General features: G+C 55.0%; 18 protein-coding genes. 13 read left to right on the top strand and 5 right to left on the bottom strand.

The annotated features are described in order from the left end of the window. Positions 1 to 56: 56 nt before the first annotated feature. On the bottom strand, positions 57 to 1,184 hold the full coding sequence (locus tag FXO11_RS18215; RefSeq protein ID WP_148864362.1) for an NAD(P)/FAD-dependent oxidoreductase: 1,128 nt from the start codon (positions 1,182 to 1,184) through the stop codon (positions 57 to 59). A 2-nt stretch (positions 1,185 to 1,186) separates the two neighbouring features. Further along, positions 1,187 to 2,515, bottom strand: coding sequence for an SAM-dependent methyltransferase (locus FXO11_RS18210; protein WP_148864361.1), 1,329 nt, complete (start codon positions 2,513 to 2,515; stop codon positions 1,187 to 1,189). 442 nt (positions 2,516 to 2,957) lie between these two features. On the opposite strand from FXO11_RS18210, the gene FXO11_RS18205 reads away from it, so the two are divergent. The 7 genes from FXO11_RS18205 (at position 2,958) to FXO11_RS18175 (ending at position 9,977) form a co-directional block, all read left to right on the top strand. Beyond that, positions 2,958 to 3,554 (top strand): NADPH-dependent FMN reductase, encoded by a 597-nt coding sequence (locus FXO11_RS18205; protein ID WP_148864360.1) that lies wholly within the window; start codon positions 2,958 to 2,960, stop codon positions 3,552 to 3,554. 154 nt (positions 3,555 to 3,708) lie between these two features. Beyond that, positions 3,709 to 4,251: a DinB family protein gene (locus FXO11_RS18200; RefSeq protein WP_148864359.1), complete on the top strand. Its 543-nt coding sequence runs from the start codon at positions 3,709 to 3,711 to the stop codon at positions 4,249 to 4,251. A gap of 90 nt (positions 4,252 to 4,341) precedes the next feature. Continuing rightward, entirely contained in the window at positions 4,342 to 4,593 is a 252-nt protein-coding gene (locus FXO11_RS18195; protein ID WP_202980252.1) for a YciI family protein, read from the top strand. Positions 4,594 to 4,611: 18 nt separating this feature from the next. Then, the gene (locus tag FXO11_RS18190) at positions 4,612 to 5,034 is read left to right on the top strand and encodes a PaaI family thioesterase (RefSeq protein ID WP_227545959.1); all 423 of its coding nucleotides are present in this window, start codon (positions 4,612 to 4,614) and stop codon (positions 5,032 to 5,034) included. A 637-nt stretch (positions 5,035 to 5,671) separates the two neighbouring features. Then, positions 5,672 to 6,784, top strand: coding sequence for a glycosyltransferase family 61 protein (locus tag FXO11_RS18185; protein ID WP_168203200.1), 1,113 nt, complete (start codon positions 5,672 to 5,674; stop codon positions 6,782 to 6,784). A gap of 10 nt (positions 6,785 to 6,794) precedes the next feature. Continuing rightward, entirely contained in the window at positions 6,795 to 8,819 is a 2,025-nt protein-coding gene (locus FXO11_RS18180) for a glycosyltransferase family 2 protein (RefSeq protein ID WP_148864356.1), read from the top strand. 81 nt (positions 8,820 to 8,900) lie between these two features. After that, positions 8,901 to 9,977: a glycosyltransferase family 4 protein gene (locus tag FXO11_RS18175; protein ID WP_148864355.1), complete on the top strand. Its 1,077-nt coding sequence runs from the start codon at positions 8,901 to 8,903 to the stop codon at positions 9,975 to 9,977. A 69-nt stretch (positions 9,978 to 10,046) separates the two neighbouring features. Here the strand turns inward: FXO11_RS18175 and FXO11_RS18170 are convergent, their stop codons facing one another. The 3 genes from FXO11_RS18170 to FXO11_RS18160 all read right to left on the bottom strand — a co-directional run bounded on the left by FXO11_RS18170 (position 10,047) and on the right by FXO11_RS18160 (position 13,410). Continuing rightward, the gene (locus FXO11_RS18170; protein WP_148864354.1) at positions 10,047 to 11,132 is read right to left on the bottom strand and encodes a glycosyltransferase; all 1,086 of its coding nucleotides are present in this window, start codon (positions 11,130 to 11,132) and stop codon (positions 10,047 to 10,049) included. Between the two features lie 95 nt (positions 11,133 to 11,227). Further along, positions 11,228 to 12,544: an ABC transporter ATP-binding protein gene (locus FXO11_RS18165; RefSeq protein WP_148864353.1), complete on the bottom strand. Its 1,317-nt coding sequence runs from the start codon at positions 12,542 to 12,544 to the stop codon at positions 11,228 to 11,230. A 17-nt stretch (positions 12,545 to 12,561) separates the two neighbouring features. Continuing rightward, positions 12,562 to 13,410, bottom strand: coding sequence for an ABC transporter permease (locus FXO11_RS18160; protein WP_148864352.1), 849 nt, complete (start codon positions 13,408 to 13,410; stop codon positions 12,562 to 12,564). Positions 13,411 to 13,672: 262 nt separating this feature from the next. Between FXO11_RS18160 and FXO11_RS18155 the strand changes: the two genes are divergently transcribed. From FXO11_RS18155 to FXO11_RS18130, 6 genes are all read left to right on the top strand, one after another. Then, entirely contained in the window at positions 13,673 to 13,915 is a 243-nt protein-coding gene (locus FXO11_RS18155; RefSeq protein ID WP_148864351.1) for a hypothetical protein, read from the top strand. A 242-nt stretch (positions 13,916 to 14,157) separates the two neighbouring features. Further along, positions 14,158 to 14,535 (top strand): nuclear transport factor 2-like protein, encoded by a 378-nt coding sequence (locus FXO11_RS18150; RefSeq protein ID WP_148864350.1) that lies wholly within the window; start codon positions 14,158 to 14,160, stop codon positions 14,533 to 14,535. 318 nt (positions 14,536 to 14,853) lie between these two features. Next, on the top strand, positions 14,854 to 15,060 hold the full coding sequence (locus FXO11_RS18145) for a DUF1656 domain-containing protein (RefSeq protein WP_148864349.1): 207 nt from the start codon (positions 14,854 to 14,856) through the stop codon (positions 15,058 to 15,060). Between the two features lie 6 nt (positions 15,061 to 15,066). Beyond that, entirely contained in the window at positions 15,067 to 15,927 is an 861-nt protein-coding gene (locus FXO11_RS18140) for an efflux RND transporter periplasmic adaptor subunit (RefSeq protein ID WP_148864348.1), read from the top strand. Between the two features lie 12 nt (positions 15,928 to 15,939). After that, a complete protein-coding gene (locus FXO11_RS18135) occupies positions 15,940 to 18,036 on the top strand; it encodes an FUSC family protein (protein WP_148864347.1) in 2,097 nt (698 codons plus the stop codon). A gap of 171 nt (positions 18,037 to 18,207) precedes the next feature. Further along, positions 18,208 to 19,527 carry a PQQ-dependent sugar dehydrogenase gene (locus FXO11_RS18130; protein WP_202980250.1) on the top strand — a complete coding sequence of 440 codons (1,320 nt, stop codon included), beginning with the start codon at positions 18,208 to 18,210 and terminating at the stop codon, positions 19,525 to 19,527. Positions 19,528 to 19,539: the final 12 nt, after the last annotated feature.

Below are 19,539 nucleotides of genomic sequence, written 5' to 3'. Positions count from 1 at the left end.
CGGTCAACGAGCTTTTATGTGTCGCAGGTAGAGTTGCATACCTCAAGTGGCTTGCTTTACACCGACGCCCTCAATGTCGGCACATCCTGATGCAGGAACCATTTCTCCGTCACCACCTTCCGCGTAAACCAATGCGACCGCATCAGCCCGCTAGCGACGGATGACTTCACCCACCCTGGCAGTTGCCAGCCACCATTATCCGGTAGGGCGCGGCGGCCGAACCGGTCGGCAATCGCGTCTCCATACTGCTGTAGGCTCTGGGCGCTCATGTCTTTGGCCCGTCGGATGGTGTCGGCCGCCATCAGGGCGGATTCGATGGCGGGGCGGATGCCTTCACCACTCTGGGTGTAGGCCAGCCCCGCAGCATCGCCGATCAGCATGATGCCGTCGTCTACCAGCGGGCGGTCCGCGTGGGCATACAACAGGTAGGCATGGCCTTTAAAGCGGCCGGGCAAGTCAGAAGGAATACGACCCTGAGCCTTCATCTCGTCGACGAAGGCCTCCAGGTGCTCGGTAAGCTTGTGGTTATCTTCCCGGCCCAGGCCAATGTTGAGGAAGTTGTCCTTGCGGAACACCCAGGCATACCCTTTCAGATCTCGGCAGAACCAAAGCTCCGGCTGCTCGCCCCGGGCTTCGCATACCTGCGCTTGCTCCTGCGTCATTTCGAATTCCACTTCCTTGGCAGCCACGACGGTCTCGTGTTTGCCCGGTCCCTCGCCCAATTGGCGTGCGACCGGGCAGAAGTGGCCGCCAGCGCCGACCAGCAGGGGCGCCTGCCAACGCTCGTTGACGATCCAGTTGCCTTCTTCCCGCGTGATCGACTTAACCGGCGTTTTCAGTTGCTTATCCGCCGTCACGCGATCGAGCAGGTAGGTGTCGAACTCACAACGGCGGATGCCGTAGCTGACCGGCTCGTCGCCGTGGTCGTTGTCTACCGGCGGCTGGCCCATCATGCCGATGCGGAATTGGGTGATCGGCTGCAGCACGCGGGACTGGCGATAGTCCTCGAGGTCGATACCCAGGCTGTCGACGACCGCCGGCGTGACCCAGCCGGCACAGGTCTTGTCCCGGGGGAAATCGGCCTTGTCGATCAACAGCACGTTCTTGCCGTTGTTGCGCAGTGCCCAGGCCAAGGTGGAGCCGGACGGGCCGCCGCCGACGATGATCACGTCATAATGGTCCATAGTCAGGCAGACTCCGGTGCGGCGGGTGTGTCATACAGATGCTTGCGATTACGCGGCACCTGATTATTTTCGCCATGGGTGAGCACCACCTGGAACAGTTGCAGGGAGCTGGCCTTGAACGCCGCGATTGAGCCGGACAGATACATGCGCCAGGCACGGGTGAAGTGCTCATCGTACATCTGGGTCACATGCTCGACATTCTCCTCGAAGCGTTCTTTCCAATGCTCCAGGGTGTGGGCGTAGTGCAGGCGCAGGTTCTCCACATCCAGCACCGAGAAGCCGCCGTTCTCGCACAGTGCCATGAACTCGGCAATGCTCGGCGGATAGGCGCCGGGGAAGATGCGCTTCTCGATCCAGGCATTCATCTTCATCGGCCGGTTGCGGCCAATGCTGTGCAGCAGGGCCAAACCCTCCGGTTTGAGCGCGCGGCGGACGACTTCCGACATATCGCCGTAATGGTTCTTACCCACATGCTCGAGCATGCCTATCGAGACGAAAGCATCGTACTGACCATCGATATTGCGGTAGTCGTCCTCAACATAATCGATCAGGTGATCGAGTTCCTGGCGCTTTGCTTCTTCGCGGGCGAACGCCAGCTGCTCCCGGGAAATGTTGTAGGCATGCACCTTTACGCCGTAATGGCGCGCCATGTAGCGGGCCAATCCGCCCCAGCCGCAGCCGGCTTCCACCACGGTCTGGCCGGGTTTAAGCTGTAGCTTGCGGCACACATGCTCCAGCTTGGCGAGCTGGGCCTGTTCCAGCGTCAGGTCTTCGGTCTCGTAATAGGCGCAGGTGTATTGCATCTGCGCCTTGTCCAGCCACAGGCGATAGAATTCATTGCCGAGGTCGTAATGGTGATTGATGTTCTGCCGGGCTTCGCTGACCCCGGTGGAGCGGGGCGCGTGGTTGGCCCAAAGCCGCTCCAGCCAATAAGGCCATTTTTCGCGTGCGCGGTGGATTGAGCGGTAGAGCAGATGAAGAAGTTCAGGCAGATCGCCTTCAACCTGCAGCCGGCCCGAGCTGTAAAGATCGCCAAAGGCAAGGTTGGGATTGCCCATAAGCTGGTAGAGGGCCTTTGGGTCGGTCAGGCCCAGCGTGAATCTAGGTGACGTTCCGTCGAGCCGGATCTGGCTGCCATCCCAAAGCTCGAACTGCACCGGCGGCCCGCCGGCAAGCTTCAACAGCTTCTGCAGCAGCTTACGCTCCCAGATAAAAGGGGAACGCCGGGTTTCATATTGGGAAAGGGGGATGGAAAGGGCATTGCCCTGCCGTGAAGCCGAGAGGGGTGTTTCTGCGGCTTCATCCCGTGATCGGGTGTCCTGATAAGCCATAGTGTTCTCCCTGAACTATAGTGCACTGTTTGGTTAATTCGCTGACTTAATGAGGTCCAGATTCTCAGGGTCTCCCTTCGGGCGAGCTTCTGAAGGCTCTGGATCTGCGTTGCTGCTCTTTGACATGGGACCACCATGTCTGCAGACCAGCGGCCAAAGCCTTCAGAAGCTCGCAGTAAGTCAGCGAATTAACCAAACAGTGCACTAGAATCGCTAAAACAGTTTAGTCATTATGCACGCTAACCATAAAGTGCAAAATTTAACCATTAGCAGATTTCGACAGCGTCGACGTGCCCTAATCTTAAAAGTACCTCTCAGTATAGAAATTGGCCACTTAAAGTCACAACTCATTGCTACTTAAGCGGTTTCTATCGCATTCATAGACATTGCTTATATGAAATAGAGATATCGAATTCAGCTCACCCCTGCAGGAAGCAATACCATGCCCGATACCATCAAGATCCTCTTCATCGCCGGCAGCACCCGAACAGGCTCCTTTAACGCTCAGCTGGCCGCACGGGCTGCCGACACTGCCGAGCAGCGCGGCGACGTCACCGTCACCCGTATCAACCTCGCCGACTACGACATGCCTCTCTATAACGGCGACCTGGAAAAAGACAGCGGTTTGCCCGAGGCTGCCAAAAACCTCAAACACCAGTTCCGCACCCACCACGGTTTCTGCTTGGCCTCACCGGAATACAACAGCACCCTGAGCCCTCTGATCGTCAATGCGCTGCACTGGATCAGCCGCCCCGAATCGGAGAACGAACCGGGGTTGGTCGCCTTCAAAGGTAAAGTGGCTGGACTGATGGCCGCGTCGCCTGGAGGCTTCGGCGGCCTGCGCGGGTTGGTACCGCTGCGAATGATGCTGGGAAATATCGGAGTGCACGTGATTCCCGCCCAGCTAGCCGTGCCCCAAGCCCATAAGGCGTTCGACGAGAGTGGGCGTTTCAGCGATGAGACTTGGCAGCAACGGCTGGAGGCGATGATCGATGAACTGGTGTCTACGGCTGAAGTTGTAGGGAAGGCTGAGGGGTAAGTCTCGTTTGAAGATTTAAGAGCGAACACGAGGCCCTGTATCTAGAATGCTGTACGGGGGCTGCATGGCCTTTTTGGATAACCCAGCCGAAATTTATTTGTCCCCGCTTTTTGCGGGTGACTCCCTATCCAACTATGCATGAGACGAAACTCTGATGAGCCTGAAAAATCACTTCGAACTGCTAGCCACCTATAATCAGTGGATGAACTTGAAGGTTTATGAGGCTGCGGGACAGCTCTCTGCCGCGGATTTGGCGAAAGATCGTGGCGCCTTTTTTGGCTCCATCCTAGGAACTCTGAACCATATCTTCGTTGGGGATGCTATCTGGCTTAAACGTTTTTCTACCCATCCGTCCTGCCTGAACTCGTTGCGGGAGGTCACCGATCTTCAAAACTCAACCAGCCTAGATCAGATGCTCTTTGAAGATTTTGATAGTTTATTCGAGCAGCGAATCCGGTTGGATCGCCAGATCATCAGCTGGATAGCCGAACTGTCCGAAAATGATTTCGATTTCATCCTCAGCTATCACAATATTAAAGGGGTCCCTGGCAATAAACGATATTCGAGCCTAGTGCTTCATTTCTTTAACCATCAGACTCATCATCGAGGGCAAGTTTCTACTTTGCTATCACAGGTGGGCGCGGATATTGGCGTTACTGACCTATTGGATCAGATTCCGGAGGAGACTGATGTATGACAAGTCGCTATTGCCGGGTATTTTTCCACTGCTTCGCGACCCCAAAATTGACGCAAATCTCTGCGTTTAGTCGACCCAAGGGAGATCTTGATGCGATACCTAGTCATGACAATGCGCACTCCACAGTTTCATCAGTCGATCATTGATGCGCATAAAGCATACTTGGCTCAACTTAAAGCGGATGGCGCCCTTGAACTTGCAGGCCCCTTCACTGACAAGTCAGGTGGCGCGTACGTTATTACGGCTAAGGATTTAACGGCGGCGCAAGCAATTGCATTTGGCGACCCAGTTCATACCAGCGGATCGTCCGAGGTATCGGTTTACGAGTGGAATGCAGTTTGAAGGGGATACGCCAAGGCCATGTTCAAGAAAGATGCAAACATGCTAGAGATGGGAAAGAAAATATTATACCAGCAGCCTTTTAGCTTGCTTCTGGGGGCAGAATTAATAAAGTTTGGCGACGGGTGTGCCGAGTTGAGCTTAGAGATAAGAGAAGATTTAAAGCAGAATAACGGCTTTGCTCATGGAGGTGTTGTTAGTTATTTGGCGGATAACTGTATTACGTTCGCTGGCGCTTCGGTGCTTGGAGCCTGTGTCACCTCGGAATACAAGGTAAACTATGTTCGCCCCGCAATTGGAGAGCGGTTGGTTGCGAGATCTGAAGTTTTATACTCTGGAAAGCGTCAGTCTACTTGCGAGTGTAAAGTGTATGCTTATAAAGACGGAGAGGAAAAGCTAGTTGCAGTTTCTCTTGGTACCATTAGCAAGATCGAAGCCCAGTAATCTAACTATTAAAAGTTGGCGCTGGTTTTTTCAAGCATCCACTATGCCATGGCCGATAATTCAGCTGAAACTAATCCTGTCACGGTTTCTAGGTTAACGCCCGGCACCAAATTCTACACATTTGATCTACAAAATTATGCCCTGAAGTCAAAAGCTTAACAAACCGCGTGAGGCGGACGTTCCTGAAGGGCCGCCGTTTCGCGTCAGCTTTCCGGAAGGCCTCATGATAAGAAAACGCGCTAACTCGAACCCGGTAGCTGATTTGTGCGCTGTGGACACCTGCCTTTTTAGGCTATAGAGTTATTAAAAGAATTATCTCTGCACTTGAATAAACGAGCAGTCGCGTTTCCTGTATAGGTGAGACTCGTCATCAGCCTTTAATAAGTAGTAGTAAACCGAACGGCGAGACACCGACAAGAAGCCTCGTTTGCTACAGCGGTTCGCATAGAACGAACCAGGCCTCGTAGCTTACCCATGCCGACGCTAACTCGGGTGCCATCAGGAAGGATGTAGTATGACTTCAAAAGGACAGGGCTCCCTTGATCGATTCATCAGGAGCGCAGAGTCAAAGTGGGACCGGATAGCGACTGCGAGTGTAAAGCGTGGGGCTCATCCGAGGTGGTTTGGTTATCGGGGTGTGATACGCGAAAGCGTCCAGGCGTACTTTGCCCGGCACTCAGGTGATTCCGGCGCCGGTCGTTATGAAACCGTGCATCCTGAAGCTGTAGAGAAGAACGCTCTGCCGGTAAACTTTAGTTCGCCTGACGAATTGCCAGACGATCAAGGCTGGTGGGGCTATTCATTCCGCGACGTACCAAAGCGCGTGAGTGGTGAAACCTTTATCGCCACGGTGCCGAACTGCCTTATTACGTGGTATCGAAATCCGGCTCAGGAAAACGATTTTTATCCGGCCATCCTGAATCAGGACGCACGGGCTTTTGACATGCGAGAGGTTCGATTCAGACCCATGCATGCCGAAACGCTTCGTAAGTCGCCGGAGCCCGCCAAACTGAAAAAGGCCACCTGGTTCATTGAGAGGGTTTACCATAACCACTCTCACTGGCTGACAGCTCATCTACCCAAGCTTCTGCTATTGCGAAAGAAAGGCATGCTGGGCCAAGTGCTTCTGCCCCCGGAGAGGTCGCCCGCGATTGATGGCTCTCTGCGTATGCTTGGCCTGAAGCCGGAAGACTTCCAGACATACGATCCGGCCCGCCCGCTTTTTGTAGAAGAGCTTACTATTATGGGGACCGACCGGTTCCGGCCAGACCTCCTGCGACTTGTTCCGGAAGCGTATGGCGTTCATGAGGCGCCGGAGCCCCAGAGGAAGGTATTCATAAGCCGCCTTAATGCGGCCCGCCGGCGGCTGGTCAATGAAGAGGACATCTGGGCTCTGCTTGAACCCCAGGGTTTCGAACGCGTGCTTATGGAAGAGATGACCTTTGAAGACCAGGTACGGCTGATGCGTGAGACAGCCGTACTTGTTGCACCTCATGGTGCCGGGCTTACCAATATGCTGTTCTGCCCTAAAGGTACCCATATCGTAGAAATTGCGGATTTGAGCTTCCCAAACCCTAATTTCTATGCGCTGGCATCCGCCCTTGGGCATCGTTATTCATTAGCGCGGGCCGAATCGCTCGGGGACGTCCACCCCCTGGAAAAAGACCTCAAAGTGGATCCGGCGCGGGTCAGCGAAATTCTGCCTCATACCGATCATCCGCCGTCTACCCGACCTCTTGAGCACACGTAAGGGGCCTGGCATGAAAGTCGACGTCATCATTCCCTGCTACAACGCAGAACGCTATCTTGCACAGACCATAGGCTCTGCGTTAGAGCAGACCCTCGCTCCCCATCAAATCATTGTGATTGACGACGGCTCGACTGACGAAAGTCTCGCCATCGCCCGAACATTTGAAGCCGCTTGCAAAGGCCAGGTCCGGGTCCACACTGAGCGCTCCGGTAATGCGGCCCGAAGCCGGAACATTGGCGCGTCGCTCTCTGAGGCCGATGCATTCATGTTTCTCGATGCTGATGACGTGCTCGCTCCCGATGCCCTGGCAGCCCTGGCAAGTGCATTGTCTAGCCAGCCAAAAGGTATGGCCGCCTGCCCATGGCGCCGGCTCAAGCTCGTGGAAAATAAATGGACCGGTCGGCCTGCAACCTGTGCACCAAGACACCCTGATCAGGATGCCCTTGCGGCTTGGTTAACGGGCTGGTACTACCCACCCTGCGCTCTGTTGTGGTCGAAGACGGCGTTCGTCCAGAGTGGCCGGTGGGATGAGGAGGCCACGGTCAATGACGATGGCGACCTCGTGATGCGGGCCCTCGCCAACGGCATCCCGTTGGCGGAAACATCCTCGGGCACGGCTTATTACCGGGTGCTGCCAGAGGGCCAGGTTTCTCTGAGTGGCAAAAAAGCCACTTACGGAGGCTTGACCGGCCGGTTTTCCGTTGTTGAAAAAATTGCGGTCACTCTGGAAGAACAGGGTCTGATCGAGACTTATAGAAGTGCCGTGGCCCGTGCCTTCGAATTCATTGAGAAAGACGCGGCCAAGTATTATGCCGGACTGTCTCAGCAGGCCCGGCTGAAGAAGGAGCATTACGGTCTATCACGCTGGCAGCGCCTGATGGCCCGCGCAGGGGAGTCCCAGGGGAGTGGTAGCCAAACACAGCCGGTGACTCAAGCGAGTTCGGAAGAACCTGACGAAATTTCATTTGGGATCGCGTTGGCCGAGCAACTACTGGCTGACTCTGAGGCTGCAGCCACCGAAGAGCGTCTGCCTTGGCCTACTCCGATACACCGCCCAACCGTCAGTGTCATTATTCCGGTATTCAATCGCGCCCATCTCCTCCGGCGAACGATCGACAGCGTTGTCGCCCAATCCTTTCCGGACTTCGAAGTACTTCTTGTGGACGATTGCTCAGACGACGATCCCGCTGCTGTGGTTGAATCTTTCGGTGATTCGCGTCTACGTTATCTGCGTCAGCCTCAGAATCAGGGCGTGGCGGCCGCCCGAAATAGGGGGCTGAGAGAGGCAAAGGGAGAATACATCGCCTTTCTCGACGATGACGACGAATGGTTCCCGGAAAAGCTGGCGTTACAGGTTGAACTCTTTCGCCGCTCGTCGCCTGAGGTCGGTCTTGTTTATACGGGGGTGGAAACGGTCGCCGATGACGGTAGCTACACGCTGCAGGTTCCGTCTGCACGTGGCGACCTTTATCGGGAGCTTCTGGTCAGAAATCTTCTTCATGGCGGCGGCTCCAACATAATGATCCCTAGAAACGTTATCGCCCGGGTGGGTTTCTTTGATGAGAACCTGCCTGCGATAGAAGATTACGATTATTGGCTGCGCATTTGCCGGTGGTACAAGACTGAGGTTGTCTCTGCTCCACTTATCCGTTACAACGATTTTCGGGTACCCCTGGAAGGCAAAGAGCGTCAAGAGCGGCGCTCACTCGATGTCAAAGCAAACCTCGATGCACGTGCCCGATTCTTTGAAAAACATGGTGCGGAGATGCGGCGGGCCGGCCTCGCCCATCTGTTTCTCATCACTAGTGCACGCCGCAGTCTGGTTCCGGAATGGAATGACGTGCGGGGTGCCAGGCGCCTGGCTTTCAAGGCCCTTCTACTTGCGCCAAAGGCTTGGGGTGCCCGGGATGTATTGATACGTACGTTCTGGCCTTTAGCGGTGTTAAGAGCGGGCGTTGACAAAGGCCGTCACGTTCTTGGAAGTTTTCAGGGGCTCAGTTCGCGGATGCCAAGCGGTAGCCGCAGTCGAAGATAACGCAGGTTGGCGCAGGTTGGTCCGGGATCCTGTATCGTTCGGGGGAAGCTGGTTTGGTGATGTCCAAACAGGATAATAATTATGAATGGAACCATCATGTCCACGAAGCCTGAAGCACAAAAAGACGTACTGTTAAAGCGCGTGCTCCTCGCCCCGGGGAGTGCTGACTACTCTGACCCGGTGAACGGGTTGGCACAGGAGTTTCGCGATCAGGGCATTGACGTCCTACTTGCCGGGGACTCGATAAGCGTCGATACGGCAAAATGGCTGAATTTTGCACGACGAAGCCAGGCTCTCATTTTCATCCGTTACCAGAACGGTAATGGTCGTTTTTTGCAACGCCAGTTGTTCAGGGCCAAACTCTTGGGGTGCGCTGTGGTCCGTTGGTGGGTCGGTACCGATGTTCTGAACTGTCTCGCATCCGAAGAGACGATGCGTGCCGCCAGAATGGTGGACAGGGCCGTTGATCTGAACATTGCTGTCTCCCCGCACCTTATCGGCGAGCTTGGGGATATTGGAATTAAGGCTGAGTATGTGCCCTCGCTCTGCGATCTCAAAAACGTTGAAAATTCCCCGGCCGCAGAAGAACTTCCCAAGGGTGTCCTTGCGTATCTGCCAACCAAGCGCAAGACGTTTTATGGTGAGGACGTACTGGTATCTGCCATAGAGTCAAACCCGGATTTGCCGTTTTTTGTCGTCGGCGACGAATCGCATTCTTTGGGCCATTATCCCAATGTCACGAGCTTTGGGTGGATCGAGAGTCTCGACCATGTCTGGCCAAAGGTCGGCGTTCTGTTGCGGGTCACGAAACACGACGGTATGCCTCGAATGGTGCTCGAAGCCCTTGCCCGAAGTCGTTACGTTATCTATTCGGAGGCGTTTGATGGATGCTGGTTAGCAAGGACGCCTGAGCAAGTCTCGGAGCATTTGCGTTATTTCAAGACCTTGAAGATCCTTAACAGAATCGGGCCGACTATAACCCATAATTTCTCAGCGACCGCAGGTACCCGGTACACAGAGAGTCTGGCCCAGCTTGTTACGCCGGCACTGTCTCTTGCCAGACTGAAGAATATGGCTGCTGCACTTAACTACGCTCTGCCGACGCTTGTGCCGGCGCGTCAGAAATCCACCGGCTACACTGATAAGTCCACTAAGTGACAGGCAGGCAAACCGGTCCCTTTTTCGGCGGTTTCAGGCGCGGTGGCGGAGCCTGGGATCTCAGGGGTGTTATCTAAGGTAGTGCGCTGGCAACGGATCTGTCATTTTTTCCCAGGTCAGCTCTTTGGACAGCTCAAGATTAAATGCGCCTTGCGATTCCAGGTCTGCCCTCGAGGCGTCGTCCAGCGCATTCGCCAGGGTATAGTCGTCGCCAAAATAGATGGCCCCGCGCTGCCCCGGTACTCCAATGACCTTTCCGCTCTCTGGCAGAATCAAGGGCTTTCCATAACTGATCGCCAGCAAGGCCGATCCTGAACTCAGAGTACGGGCATAAGGCAGTACGACAATGTCACTAGACTTAATGAGGCGTCCGAGCTCTTCATCTTGCAGGAACCGGTTTTTCAGAATTATTCTTGGGTCCTTGGCTACTTCGTTCGTAATCCATTCTTCTTCGCTGGGCACGATATGGCCGGCAATGACAAGCTGAAAATCTTGTCCTTTCAATGCTCTGAAGGACTCGATGAGCTGTTTGACGCCTTTATACTTCCGGATCTGGCCGAAGAAAAGGTAAACAAACTTGCCGGGGCCTATGCCGTATGCCTCCCGAATGGATTCTTCTCCCACTGAGCTATCAGGAACTGACGGCTGATAACAGGCATGCTGCGTAATAGTGAAAGGTTTCCGGGGGCTGAGATCGTATTCATGGTAGACAAGCTCTTGCGCCTCTTTACTATGGAAGCAAAGAATGTCTGCCTGTTTAGCCAAAAGACGACGGTACTTCAGTTCCATCCTCGGGTTTTTGGATTCATGGTTGATCAGGTTGTGAATGGTCCAGGCAATCTTCACCCCTTTTCTTTTGGCCAGTTGGATATCTATCAACATATACAACGCGTATATAAGAAAACGAGCCTCACTTTTAAACCGGTTTTTACTGAAATATAACCGATTAAAAATCGGAGCGATCCAATGGATATGAATAACACCGGCGTCGGGGTGTTTATCTGCAGTAGCTGAAAATACGAGCGAGTGTTTGGGGTAGTTGTCTAACGTAATGGAGAAGCCTTTTTCTTCCAGAGCAGATGCTAGGCAGTCCTGATAGGGGTTCTGCTGATTCCACTGGGGAAGAAAAATAACTTTCTTTCGACTTCGCTTCATTTCCCCAGTGGCCTCTTAAATAAAAGATGTGACTCGCTATTAACAAAAAGACCAGAGTGCTCCCGCTACCCTGGTCTGTGTTTTCCCGGTAACGCTTAGCTTGCGGGATTCGTTTCTTCGGTATTTTTTTCCAGCCGCTCAGTACTAGTACTGTGCTCAACCTTCTGTCTGGACAGTGTACTGCAATATTGAGTATTGACTCTTTCCAGATGGAAGAAGTCTTTCAATATGAAAATCTCGAAGCTGAACGCATTGGGCACTTTATCGATATTCTTGAAGCTGCGGGCGTCTTTGACTGTCACGGTTGCCGTGTATTTTCCGATAGGCAGCGGTGTATCTTCCAATGTCAGTCTGACGGTTCCCTCTTTACCCAGTGGAATCGGAGGCTCAGTCCGCATTTGCGTCACAGCAACGTTGTGCTGGTTGGCGATAACGATGTCGAAGATTGCATCTACGGATTTCTCCGAGGTTTTATAATCCAGCTCAAAAATGGTTGGCTCGCCTGCGCAAGGTGCTGACGTAGGCGTGCCCTTGCTATTCAGCATGCGACCGTCAGTGACCTGGGTAGACGACAGGATCTTGCGGTCGGTGTTGCCGTGGAAACCACTGGTTGCCTCCGACTTGAACCGGGCAAGGTAATCTTCGATCACGGTTTTGGTTGGGCCGTCATCCACGACCTGCCCGGCCTTAAGACTGATCGCACGACCACAGAGGTTCTGTATCGCGGCCATGTTGTGACTGACGAACAAGACGGTACGGCCGCCTCCAGCCACCTCTTCCATCTTGCCGAGGCATTTTTTCTGGAACTCTGCATCGCCTACGGCGAGCACTTCGTCAATGATGAGTATCTCGGGCTCAAGATGGGCCGCCACAGAAAACGCCAATCTGACTTTCATGCCCGAACTGTAGCGTTTGACCGGTGTGTCCAGGAAGCGTTCTACGCCCGAAAATTCGACAATTTCTTCGAATTTACGATCAATCTCAGCCTTTTTCATGCCAAGAATGGTGCCGTTCATGTAGATGTTTTCGCGACCACTCAGCTCGGGGTGAAACCCGGTGCCTACTTCAAGCAGGCTCGAAACCCTGCCGTGTATTTCGATACGCCCTGTGGTGGGCTCGGTAATACGGGACAGGACCTTCAGCAAGGTCGATTTACCGGCACCATTGCGCCCGACAAACCCAACCACTTCCCCGCGCCGAATGTCGAAAGAAACATCGTCAAGCGCCCATAGGATATCGTCTGCACTGCGGTCGGTAGAAAAAGTATCGAGGTTTCGCAGCTTGCGGAAATTCCGCAGCGGAGCCTTGATTAGATTGAGGCCAGCCTCCACAAAGGTTTCGGCCCGTTCGGCCTCGCTGCCAAGACGGTAAGCCTTGCCTAAATTCTCAACTTTTATCGCGATATCCGTCATTTAACTACTCCTCGCTGTCACGCTACATCTGCAAATACATGTTCTTTGCGGCGGAAATACATGACACCGCTGGCAAAGAGCATGACGGAAACGACAGCACCGATGGCTATAAAGTCCCAGGGCATATCACGGGTTCCAAGAAGGGCAGACCGAAAGCCTTCAATAACGCCGACCATGGGGTTCAGGGCGTACAGCAGTTGGAAGCGCTCCGGAATCATGCTGGTCGGATAAACCACTGGGGCAGAGTACATCAACAACTGTACACCGAAGCTCATGCCATAGTTGATATCGCGATACTGGATTGCCAGGGCTGTCAGCCACAGTCCCAGGCCCGCAGCACTGATGGTCAGCATGACAATGAGTAATGGCAGCACAATCACGCCGCTGTTAGGCATCTTCCCAAAGAAAAGCAGTAGAACCCCGAGAATGCCCAGGGAGATAAAGAAATCCACCATGCGGGCGCCGATGATGGCGAGGGGCATGATAAGACGTGGGAAGTAGATTTTGCTGATCATGCCAGAATTGGTGACCATGCTTGCGGTGCCTTCAGTGAGGCTGTTCGCAAAGTAGGTCCACGGCACCAGCGCCGCAAAGGCGAACAACCCATAGGATGCTCCGTCCGATTCGACGCCGACCAGGTTCCCGAAAATAATCGTAAACACCAGCATCGAGGCCAAAGGTTGAAGGACCGCCCAGCCCACGCCAATGGAGCTCTGAGCGTAACGTACCTTGATATTGCGCCAGATAAGAAAAAAGAATAAGTCCTTGTATTCCCGAAGCTCCTTCCAATCAACTGAGCGCCACCCTGTATGAGGTTCAATGACCGTCACGTAGGGTTCATGAGCATCATTCTGCTGGTCAGGCATGAGCGTTCCTTGTCATATCGTTTCTCCGAAGTGCTACAAAAAACACCTGATAAATGGGGTTTTTATAAAATTGGCTACCAATATTACACTGTGAGTCTCATGATGAAAAATCGCTCTAACACTCTATAACAATTAAAGGGGCCAGCGTTGCAGCGAGCCAGATCGATCTAAATTTGGGCGTTTTGGCTAAAAATAAATCGAACTGACCTCTCGTTCAGACCCCTCGTTCACCATCCGGGAGAACACATGGCGGAGACCGCAAATGGACGATGAATTTGAGATCGAAATGAGTCCTTTGAGTCAGGCACTGACGGATGGCGGTAAATCCGTCCAGGCCGATATTTATCGAGGCGATACCGGCGGTTGGATTCTTGAAGTCATCGATGAATTTGGCAACTCCACAGTCTGGGACGATGAATTCGACACCGATGCGAATGCGTTGGACGAAGCCAGGGCAACCATTCGGGACGAGGGCATTGATTCACTGATTGGGATAAAGTCGTAATCCGAAAAAAGGTCAGGTGCTAAAATATCCATTGGCAATGATCTCCTGATGTCTCACTATTTCGCGTCAAAACGGTTCACGGCAAAACAGGGTGTCCTCAGACTCACCGGCATCGTCTCTTTTTTGGTATACAAGGTTTTGGTATACAGGGTTTGTATACAGGTGAGATGGGTACGCCAATTTTATGGCCTACCCGGATCCAAACACTCAAATCGTCCCCGCATTGGAAGTGGAGTTTATTCATGCAGCCAAAAGACACCGTGGCACAGTTCATCGCTGATATTCATGCCCAGCGTTTTGATGAGGCAAAGTCCTTGCTGGTTGCCGAGGGCTTTGAGTACGTGGGGCCGAATATGCGATTCCTTAGCCGGGACGACATGCTGGGCTACCAATTCGGTATGGCTGCCATCCAGAAAGACCTGATCGTCCGTCAGCTCAGTGCCGACGGGGAGCACGTATTCGCGATCCTGGATTACCGGACCAATTTTGAACCGATCGGGGACGTGCGGCTCGCGGTCTGGTTTCGTGTCCGGGACGACAAAATCCAGACGGTTGAAGCCTTCTACAATGCGGCAGTGGTTGAAAATATGCTGGGGGGAAACCTTCCTTCGGCGATCTGAAAGCGTAGGCAAATGCCGGTGTTTGCTCGGTCTCAGTTGAGTGTAGTCCTGGGTTAACGCGGTGCTAAACCGGGCGTGAGCCCTAATCTAGTGCACTAGCAATAGGACCGCCCCCCGGTTGCCGCTCTCGTCCATAGGCCCCGGAGCGGCCCGGAAATAGAGTGTCTTCCCTCACATTGTCCCAGTTTCGTTTGTCTGAGCGAGCCCGACCGTAGTTCACTAACTTACTTTCCGAGCGCGAAGCAAAAGGGCCTGATTTGACTATCCTTTCTGACAGCGCATTTATTCGTCCGGTGTTTAAGCGACGCTAAGGGTTACATGCTTCACGAACTGGGGTTTGGCGGAATGCTATTCAGTCCATTGGTGGTCCTGATGCCAATGGCTTTTATTCTGACGGCGATCACCCGGCTGGCGCTACACCACCTGGATTTACGGCGTTATATCTGGAAGGACGCCTGGTTCGATGTCGCGCTCTTCGTCTGCTATCTGGCAGCCATCGTTTATCTGTTTGGGAATTATTCGTAGGGACTCATGGGAACGTTATTGCGTATAGGACTGACGTTACTGGTGGTGGTCGTTGCTATCGTTGCCGGCAACTGGGTCTGGAATCATTATCTGTACTCTCCCTGGACGCGCGACGGACGGATTCGGGCCGACGTGATCACCGTTGCGCCGGACGTTTCGGGCTGGGTAACGCAGCTGAGCGTCGCCGACAATCAGCCGGTGGATAAGGGCGACCCCGTTTTCACGATCGACGATACTCGCTACCGGGCTGCGGTGGCCGAACATGAAGCCCGTGTCGCGCAAAAGAAAACCGCCTGGGAGCTCGCTGAGCACAAATATGGGCGGCGCCAGACGTTGAGTTTGAAACGGGCGATCAGTGAAGAAGGTCTGGAAACCTCGCGGATCAATACGGAATCGGCTAAAGCGAGCTATCAACTGGCTCAGGCTGAGCTTGAAACCTCACAAATCGATCTTGCGCGCACTCAGATAAACGGTCCGGACGATGGCACGATCATCAACTTGAGTCTGCGCGAAGGTAACTACGTCCACAAAGGTGATCCGGTCTTGTCGCTGATCCGGCGTGGATCGTTTTACGTGACCGGCTACTTCGAGGAAACCAAGTTGCAGAGGGTCCACGTGGGGCAGAAAGCGCGCATCAAATTGATGAGTGGCGATCACTCGCTGACTGGCACGGTGACCAGTATCGCCCAGGGTATCGCCGACACTAACACCCGCGGCAACAACCAGTTGCTCCCGCAGGTTCAGCAGACGTTCAACTGGGTGCGCCTGGCTCAGCGCATTCCCGTGGATATTGCGCTGGATCCGCTACCGGAGGGCGTCAATATCAGCGCCGGAATGACGGCGTCGATCTATTTGGAAAGCGACTAGCGGAGCCTGCCGATGCCACTTCATCCGCTACTGGCTCAGCTTCTGATGCCGGATAAGCGCGCGGTGATTTTCGCCCTGAAAGGGGTGATCTCGATGGCGTTGGCGCTCTTTGTCTCCATGTATCTTCAACTGAGCCATCCTTATTGGGCGGTGGTGTCCGCCGTTTTTTTGCAACTTCGCCCGGAAAGCGGGTTGGTGATCGAGAAGGCGCTATGCCAGATCTTCGGTTCGGCGATAGGGGGCGGCTTCGGTATCCTGATTCTCGCATTCCTGATGCCCTATCCCATCCTCGCGCTGGGATGCCTGACCCTCTGGATTGGATTGAATTCTGCGGCGGCGTCCATGGTGCACAACACCAATTTTATTTATGCCTTTGCCATGGCGGGGATGACCGCGGGTCTGGTGGTCGTGCTGGTCATGGCCGATGCCAGTACCACAAGCGGTGAGTCCGTGCTTGCTATCGCCCAGGCGCGTATCAGCGAAATAACGGTCGGAGCCTTATGCGCCATGCTGGTCAGCCAGTTGTTATGGCCGGTAAAAGTGAAAGATGGACTGCGCGAGCACGCCCGTAGCGTCATTAACAAGACCCTTGAGTACCTGTCGCTGGAGCTGGATATCGACAGCTCCCACGACCAGCGCCATCAGCACGCCGACCAGATTCTGGAAATCCTGGTCGCGCTCAACGACGATTCCAGTGCGGTAGTTTACGAGGGGCCGGAAGGGCCAGGGCGGGGTAGGGCGGCAAATCTTCTATGCAACCGGGTCATGTCCCTGCTGGCCGTGACGCAGATCATGGGGCGCTTTCAGCGTAATCATGCGGATCTGGTGTCGCCCGCCTTCAGCGAACTGCTGCGTTGGATGCGTACGTACTTCCAGCAGATTGCCGAGGCGGACAGTTACGAGGAGAGCTACCAACTGGCGCATGCGTTACGCCGGAGACTGCTGGAGCATCGGGCCGGCTATGAGAACGAGTCCGCCATCGTCACCCGGCTGACGCAGACAGCGCTGGAACTGGTAGCCGATCTGGTGATGGTGCTACGGGCCTATAACGCGCTGGAAAACCGCGATCAGACATTGTTGAACGCGCCCAAGCTGAAAACCCATCGTGACCCGCTGATTGGCGCGATCAATGGCTTTCGCACGGCGCTGGTATTCGTTATCGGGGCGACGGTCTGGATCCAGACTGCAGGTTCAGCGGCACTGATGCTGATGATCATGCCGGTCGTATTTTCAGTGATGTTTGCTCGCTTCTCACTGGGCGTGCTCACACTTCTCCTGCGACGACTGCTGATGGGAGCGGTCGTCGCCATTCCGGCAGCCCTATTCTTCGGGTTGGCCTTGCTGTCGCAGAGCAGTGGCGATTTTGAAATGATGGTCCTGGTATTGGCCGGCCCTTATTTTGTGGGCTTGCTGGCGCTCGCCAACCGGGTAACGTTGCCCTACGGGCTGGGCTTTTGCATCCCGTTCACCATTATTACCCAGCCCAGCAACAACATGACATTCAGCGCCGACAGTGCGGTTAGTACGGCGCTCGGTCTGTTCGTCGGGATCAGCGTGCTGTACTGGGTTTTTAAACTGATCACCCCGCCGGACAGTCAGCTCATGCAGCGCCGCCTGCTCAAGGCCACCGCGCGGGACCTGGTGGATATCGACAATCATGAGCAGCCGGAGAATTGGTTTAACGGGCGTATGGGCGAGCGTCTGTTACGGCTGGCAAACTACGATCAGGGTACGGGCCGCAGCGACCGCTACATGACAGACCTTGGCTTCACCGGACTCAATCTCGGCCACGTATCTATCCGCTTGCGGCGGCTCATTCATGCACATCGTAGCCAGGCTGTCGACGTATTACTCGAGCAATGGCAACACGCCTTGGCCGAGACCTATCTCATGAGCGCGCGGGGCGATTTCAATCGCCGCTTTCGCGAGGTAAGCGCCAACTTACTGGCTGCGATCCACATCGCTAGCGAGCCGAATGAGCAGACCGCCACCATCGAGGGCATGTTCGAGCGCCTTGCGCTGACCTTCGAGCGCACCGCCCGAACGGTCGCCGCTGCCGAGGGCAAGGTGACTTTTAAGCCGGTGGATCAGGGGACGGCGCCGGCCTAGCCGTCGGAAAGGAATCGTGAGAGCGGTTTGGCAGCCTTAATCGAAGCTTACGTTTTCGTGAGTGCCGTGTTGTCCCGTCGACATGGACGAACCTCGCCTATCTATCTAGGCTGAAGAAGCTGATGTTCTTTCTGGTAGTCCCCCTCAATCCACGTGGACAGGAGGTCCAATATGTCGACGCTCTTAACCCGTGCCCACTGTACCGGCCGCAACAGGCTGCAAACGCATGCCTTCTCGAACCCTCAACCCTTTGTTGGCGCCGCACTGGCGGCACTGCTGACGATGTCTCTGTGTTTCTCCGCCGCTGCCCAGGCGGAGGCGCAGGTGTCTGGCGACACGGTAACGTCGTCCAGTGCCGGCGACTTGGCCGTAGAAACACTGGCCAAGCTGGAGTTTCCTTGGGCCCTGGCTATTTTGCCCGGTAACCGTATGCTGATTACCGAAAAGCCGGGCCGCCTGCGAATCTTCGAGGCGGGCGAGCTTTCCGAACCGGTCCAGGGCGTGCCCGAGGTGGCCTATCGCGGCCCCAAAGATCAGGGCGGTCTGCTGGATGTGGCCCTGCATCCGGACTTTCAAAGCAATAAGCTAATCTACCTTTCCTATGTCGAGGCTTCGGATCAGCAGCCTTCCAGCATTGGCGATACTGGCGATGCCCGCTTTGGCGGCAATCTCGACAAGTCCGACAACATCGTTCGTGGCGGTGCCGTCGCTCGCGCCAAGCTGGAGGGTCACCAGCTGACGGATCTGGAAGTGATCTGGCGACAGGCGCCCAAGACCCTGGGGCGCGGCCACTTCGGCCACCGCTTGCTGTTCGGGCCCGACGGCAAGCTGTTCATCACCTCCGGCGAGCGCATGCGGTTTGATCCGTCGCAAAGCCTGAGCAGCAACCTCGGCAAGGTGGTACGGATCAACGCCGACGGTTCCGTTCCCGAGGACAATCCGTTCGTTGGCAAGCAGGACGCCCTTGGCGATATCTGGAGCTACGGTCACCGCAATATCCTGGCGATGGTGATGCACCCTGAATCGGACCTGCTGCTGGCGTTCGAGATGGGGCCGCTGGGTGGCGACGAGGTCAATGTCATCGAGCCGGGCAAAAACTACGGCTGGCCGAAGGTGAGCAATGGCGCTCAATACAACCGCGCGACCATTCCGCCCCATGCGGGCACAGAGGAGTACCAGAAGCCGATTCGCTCATGGACCCCGGTGATCTCGCCTTCCGGTGCTATGGTCTACGACGGTGGGCTTATTCCGGAGTGGCAGGGCAGTGTTCTCGTGGGCGGTCTTTCTTCGACGGCCATCGTTCGCCTGGAGATGGACGGCAACCGTATTGCCGTCGAGGAGCGGGTGGATATGCAGCGCCGTATCCGCGATCTGGTTCAGGCGCCGGACGGCTCGCTCTACGTTCTGGTGGACGACAAGAAAGGTAGCCTGCTGCGTTTGCTACCCGTTCGCACCGATGCCGGTAGGCCGGCGGTGGCGCCGAGTAGCTAACCAGCCAGTATT

Source organism: Marinobacter fonticola (genome assembly GCF_008122265.1).
GTDB lineage: Bacteria > Pseudomonadota > Gammaproteobacteria > Pseudomonadales > Oleiphilaceae > Marinobacter_A > Marinobacter_A fonticola.
Note: the sequence above shows the minus strand (reverse complement) of the source record. Positions and strands in the feature narration are given on the sequence as shown.

What these genes read in the sequence shown, in the direction of transcription:
- FXO11_RS18130 (WP_202980250.1), top strand. Translation starts at nt 18,208, where the DNA reads ATGTCGACGCTCTTAACCCGTGCCCACTGTACCGGCCGCAACAGGCTG.
- FXO11_RS18200 (WP_148864359.1), top strand. Translation starts at nt 3,709, where the DNA reads ATGAGCCTGAAAAATCACTTCGAACTGCTAGCCACCTATAATCAGTGG.
- FXO11_RS18215 (WP_148864362.1), bottom strand. Translation starts at nt 1,184, where the DNA reads ATGGACCATTATGACGTGATCATCGTCGGCGGCGGCCCGTCCGGCTCC.
- FXO11_RS18150 (WP_148864350.1), top strand. Translation starts at nt 14,158, where the DNA reads ATGCAGCCAAAAGACACCGTGGCACAGTTCATCGCTGATATTCATGCC.
- FXO11_RS18140 (WP_148864348.1), top strand. Translation starts at nt 15,067, where the DNA reads ATGGGAACGTTATTGCGTATAGGACTGACGTTACTGGTGGTGGTCGTT.
- FXO11_RS18180 (WP_148864356.1), top strand. Translation starts at nt 6,795, where the DNA reads ATGAAAGTCGACGTCATCATTCCCTGCTACAACGCAGAACGCTATCTT.
- FXO11_RS18145 (WP_148864349.1), top strand. Translation starts at nt 14,854, where the DNA reads ATGCTTCACGAACTGGGGTTTGGCGGAATGCTATTCAGTCCATTGGTG.
- FXO11_RS18165 (WP_148864353.1), bottom strand. Translation starts at nt 12,544, where the DNA reads ATGACGGATATCGCGATAAAAGTTGAGAATTTAGGCAAGGCTTACCGT.
- FXO11_RS18195 (WP_202980252.1), top strand. Translation starts at nt 4,342, where the DNA reads ATGCGATACCTAGTCATGACAATGCGCACTCCACAGTTTCATCAGTCG.
- FXO11_RS18175 (WP_148864355.1), top strand. Translation starts at nt 8,901, where the DNA reads ATGAATGGAACCATCATGTCCACGAAGCCTGAAGCACAAAAAGACGTA.
- FXO11_RS18170 (WP_148864354.1), bottom strand. Translation starts at nt 11,132, where the DNA reads ATGAAGCGAAGTCGAAAGAAAGTTATTTTTCTTCCCCAGTGGAATCAG.
- FXO11_RS18205 (WP_148864360.1), top strand. Translation starts at nt 2,958, where the DNA reads ATGCCCGATACCATCAAGATCCTCTTCATCGCCGGCAGCACCCGAACA.
- FXO11_RS18190 (WP_227545959.1), top strand. Translation starts at nt 4,612, where the DNA reads ATGTTCAAGAAAGATGCAAACATGCTAGAGATGGGAAAGAAAATATTA.
- FXO11_RS18210 (WP_148864361.1), bottom strand. Translation starts at nt 2,515, where the DNA reads ATGGCTTATCAGGACACCCGATCACGGGATGAAGCCGCAGAAACACCC.
- FXO11_RS18135 (WP_148864347.1), top strand. Translation starts at nt 15,940, where the DNA reads ATGCCACTTCATCCGCTACTGGCTCAGCTTCTGATGCCGGATAAGCGC.
- FXO11_RS18155 (WP_148864351.1), top strand. Translation starts at nt 13,673, where the DNA reads ATGGACGATGAATTTGAGATCGAAATGAGTCCTTTGAGTCAGGCACTG.
- FXO11_RS18160 (WP_148864352.1), bottom strand. Translation starts at nt 13,410, where the DNA reads ATGCCTGACCAGCAGAATGATGCTCATGAACCCTACGTGACGGTCATT.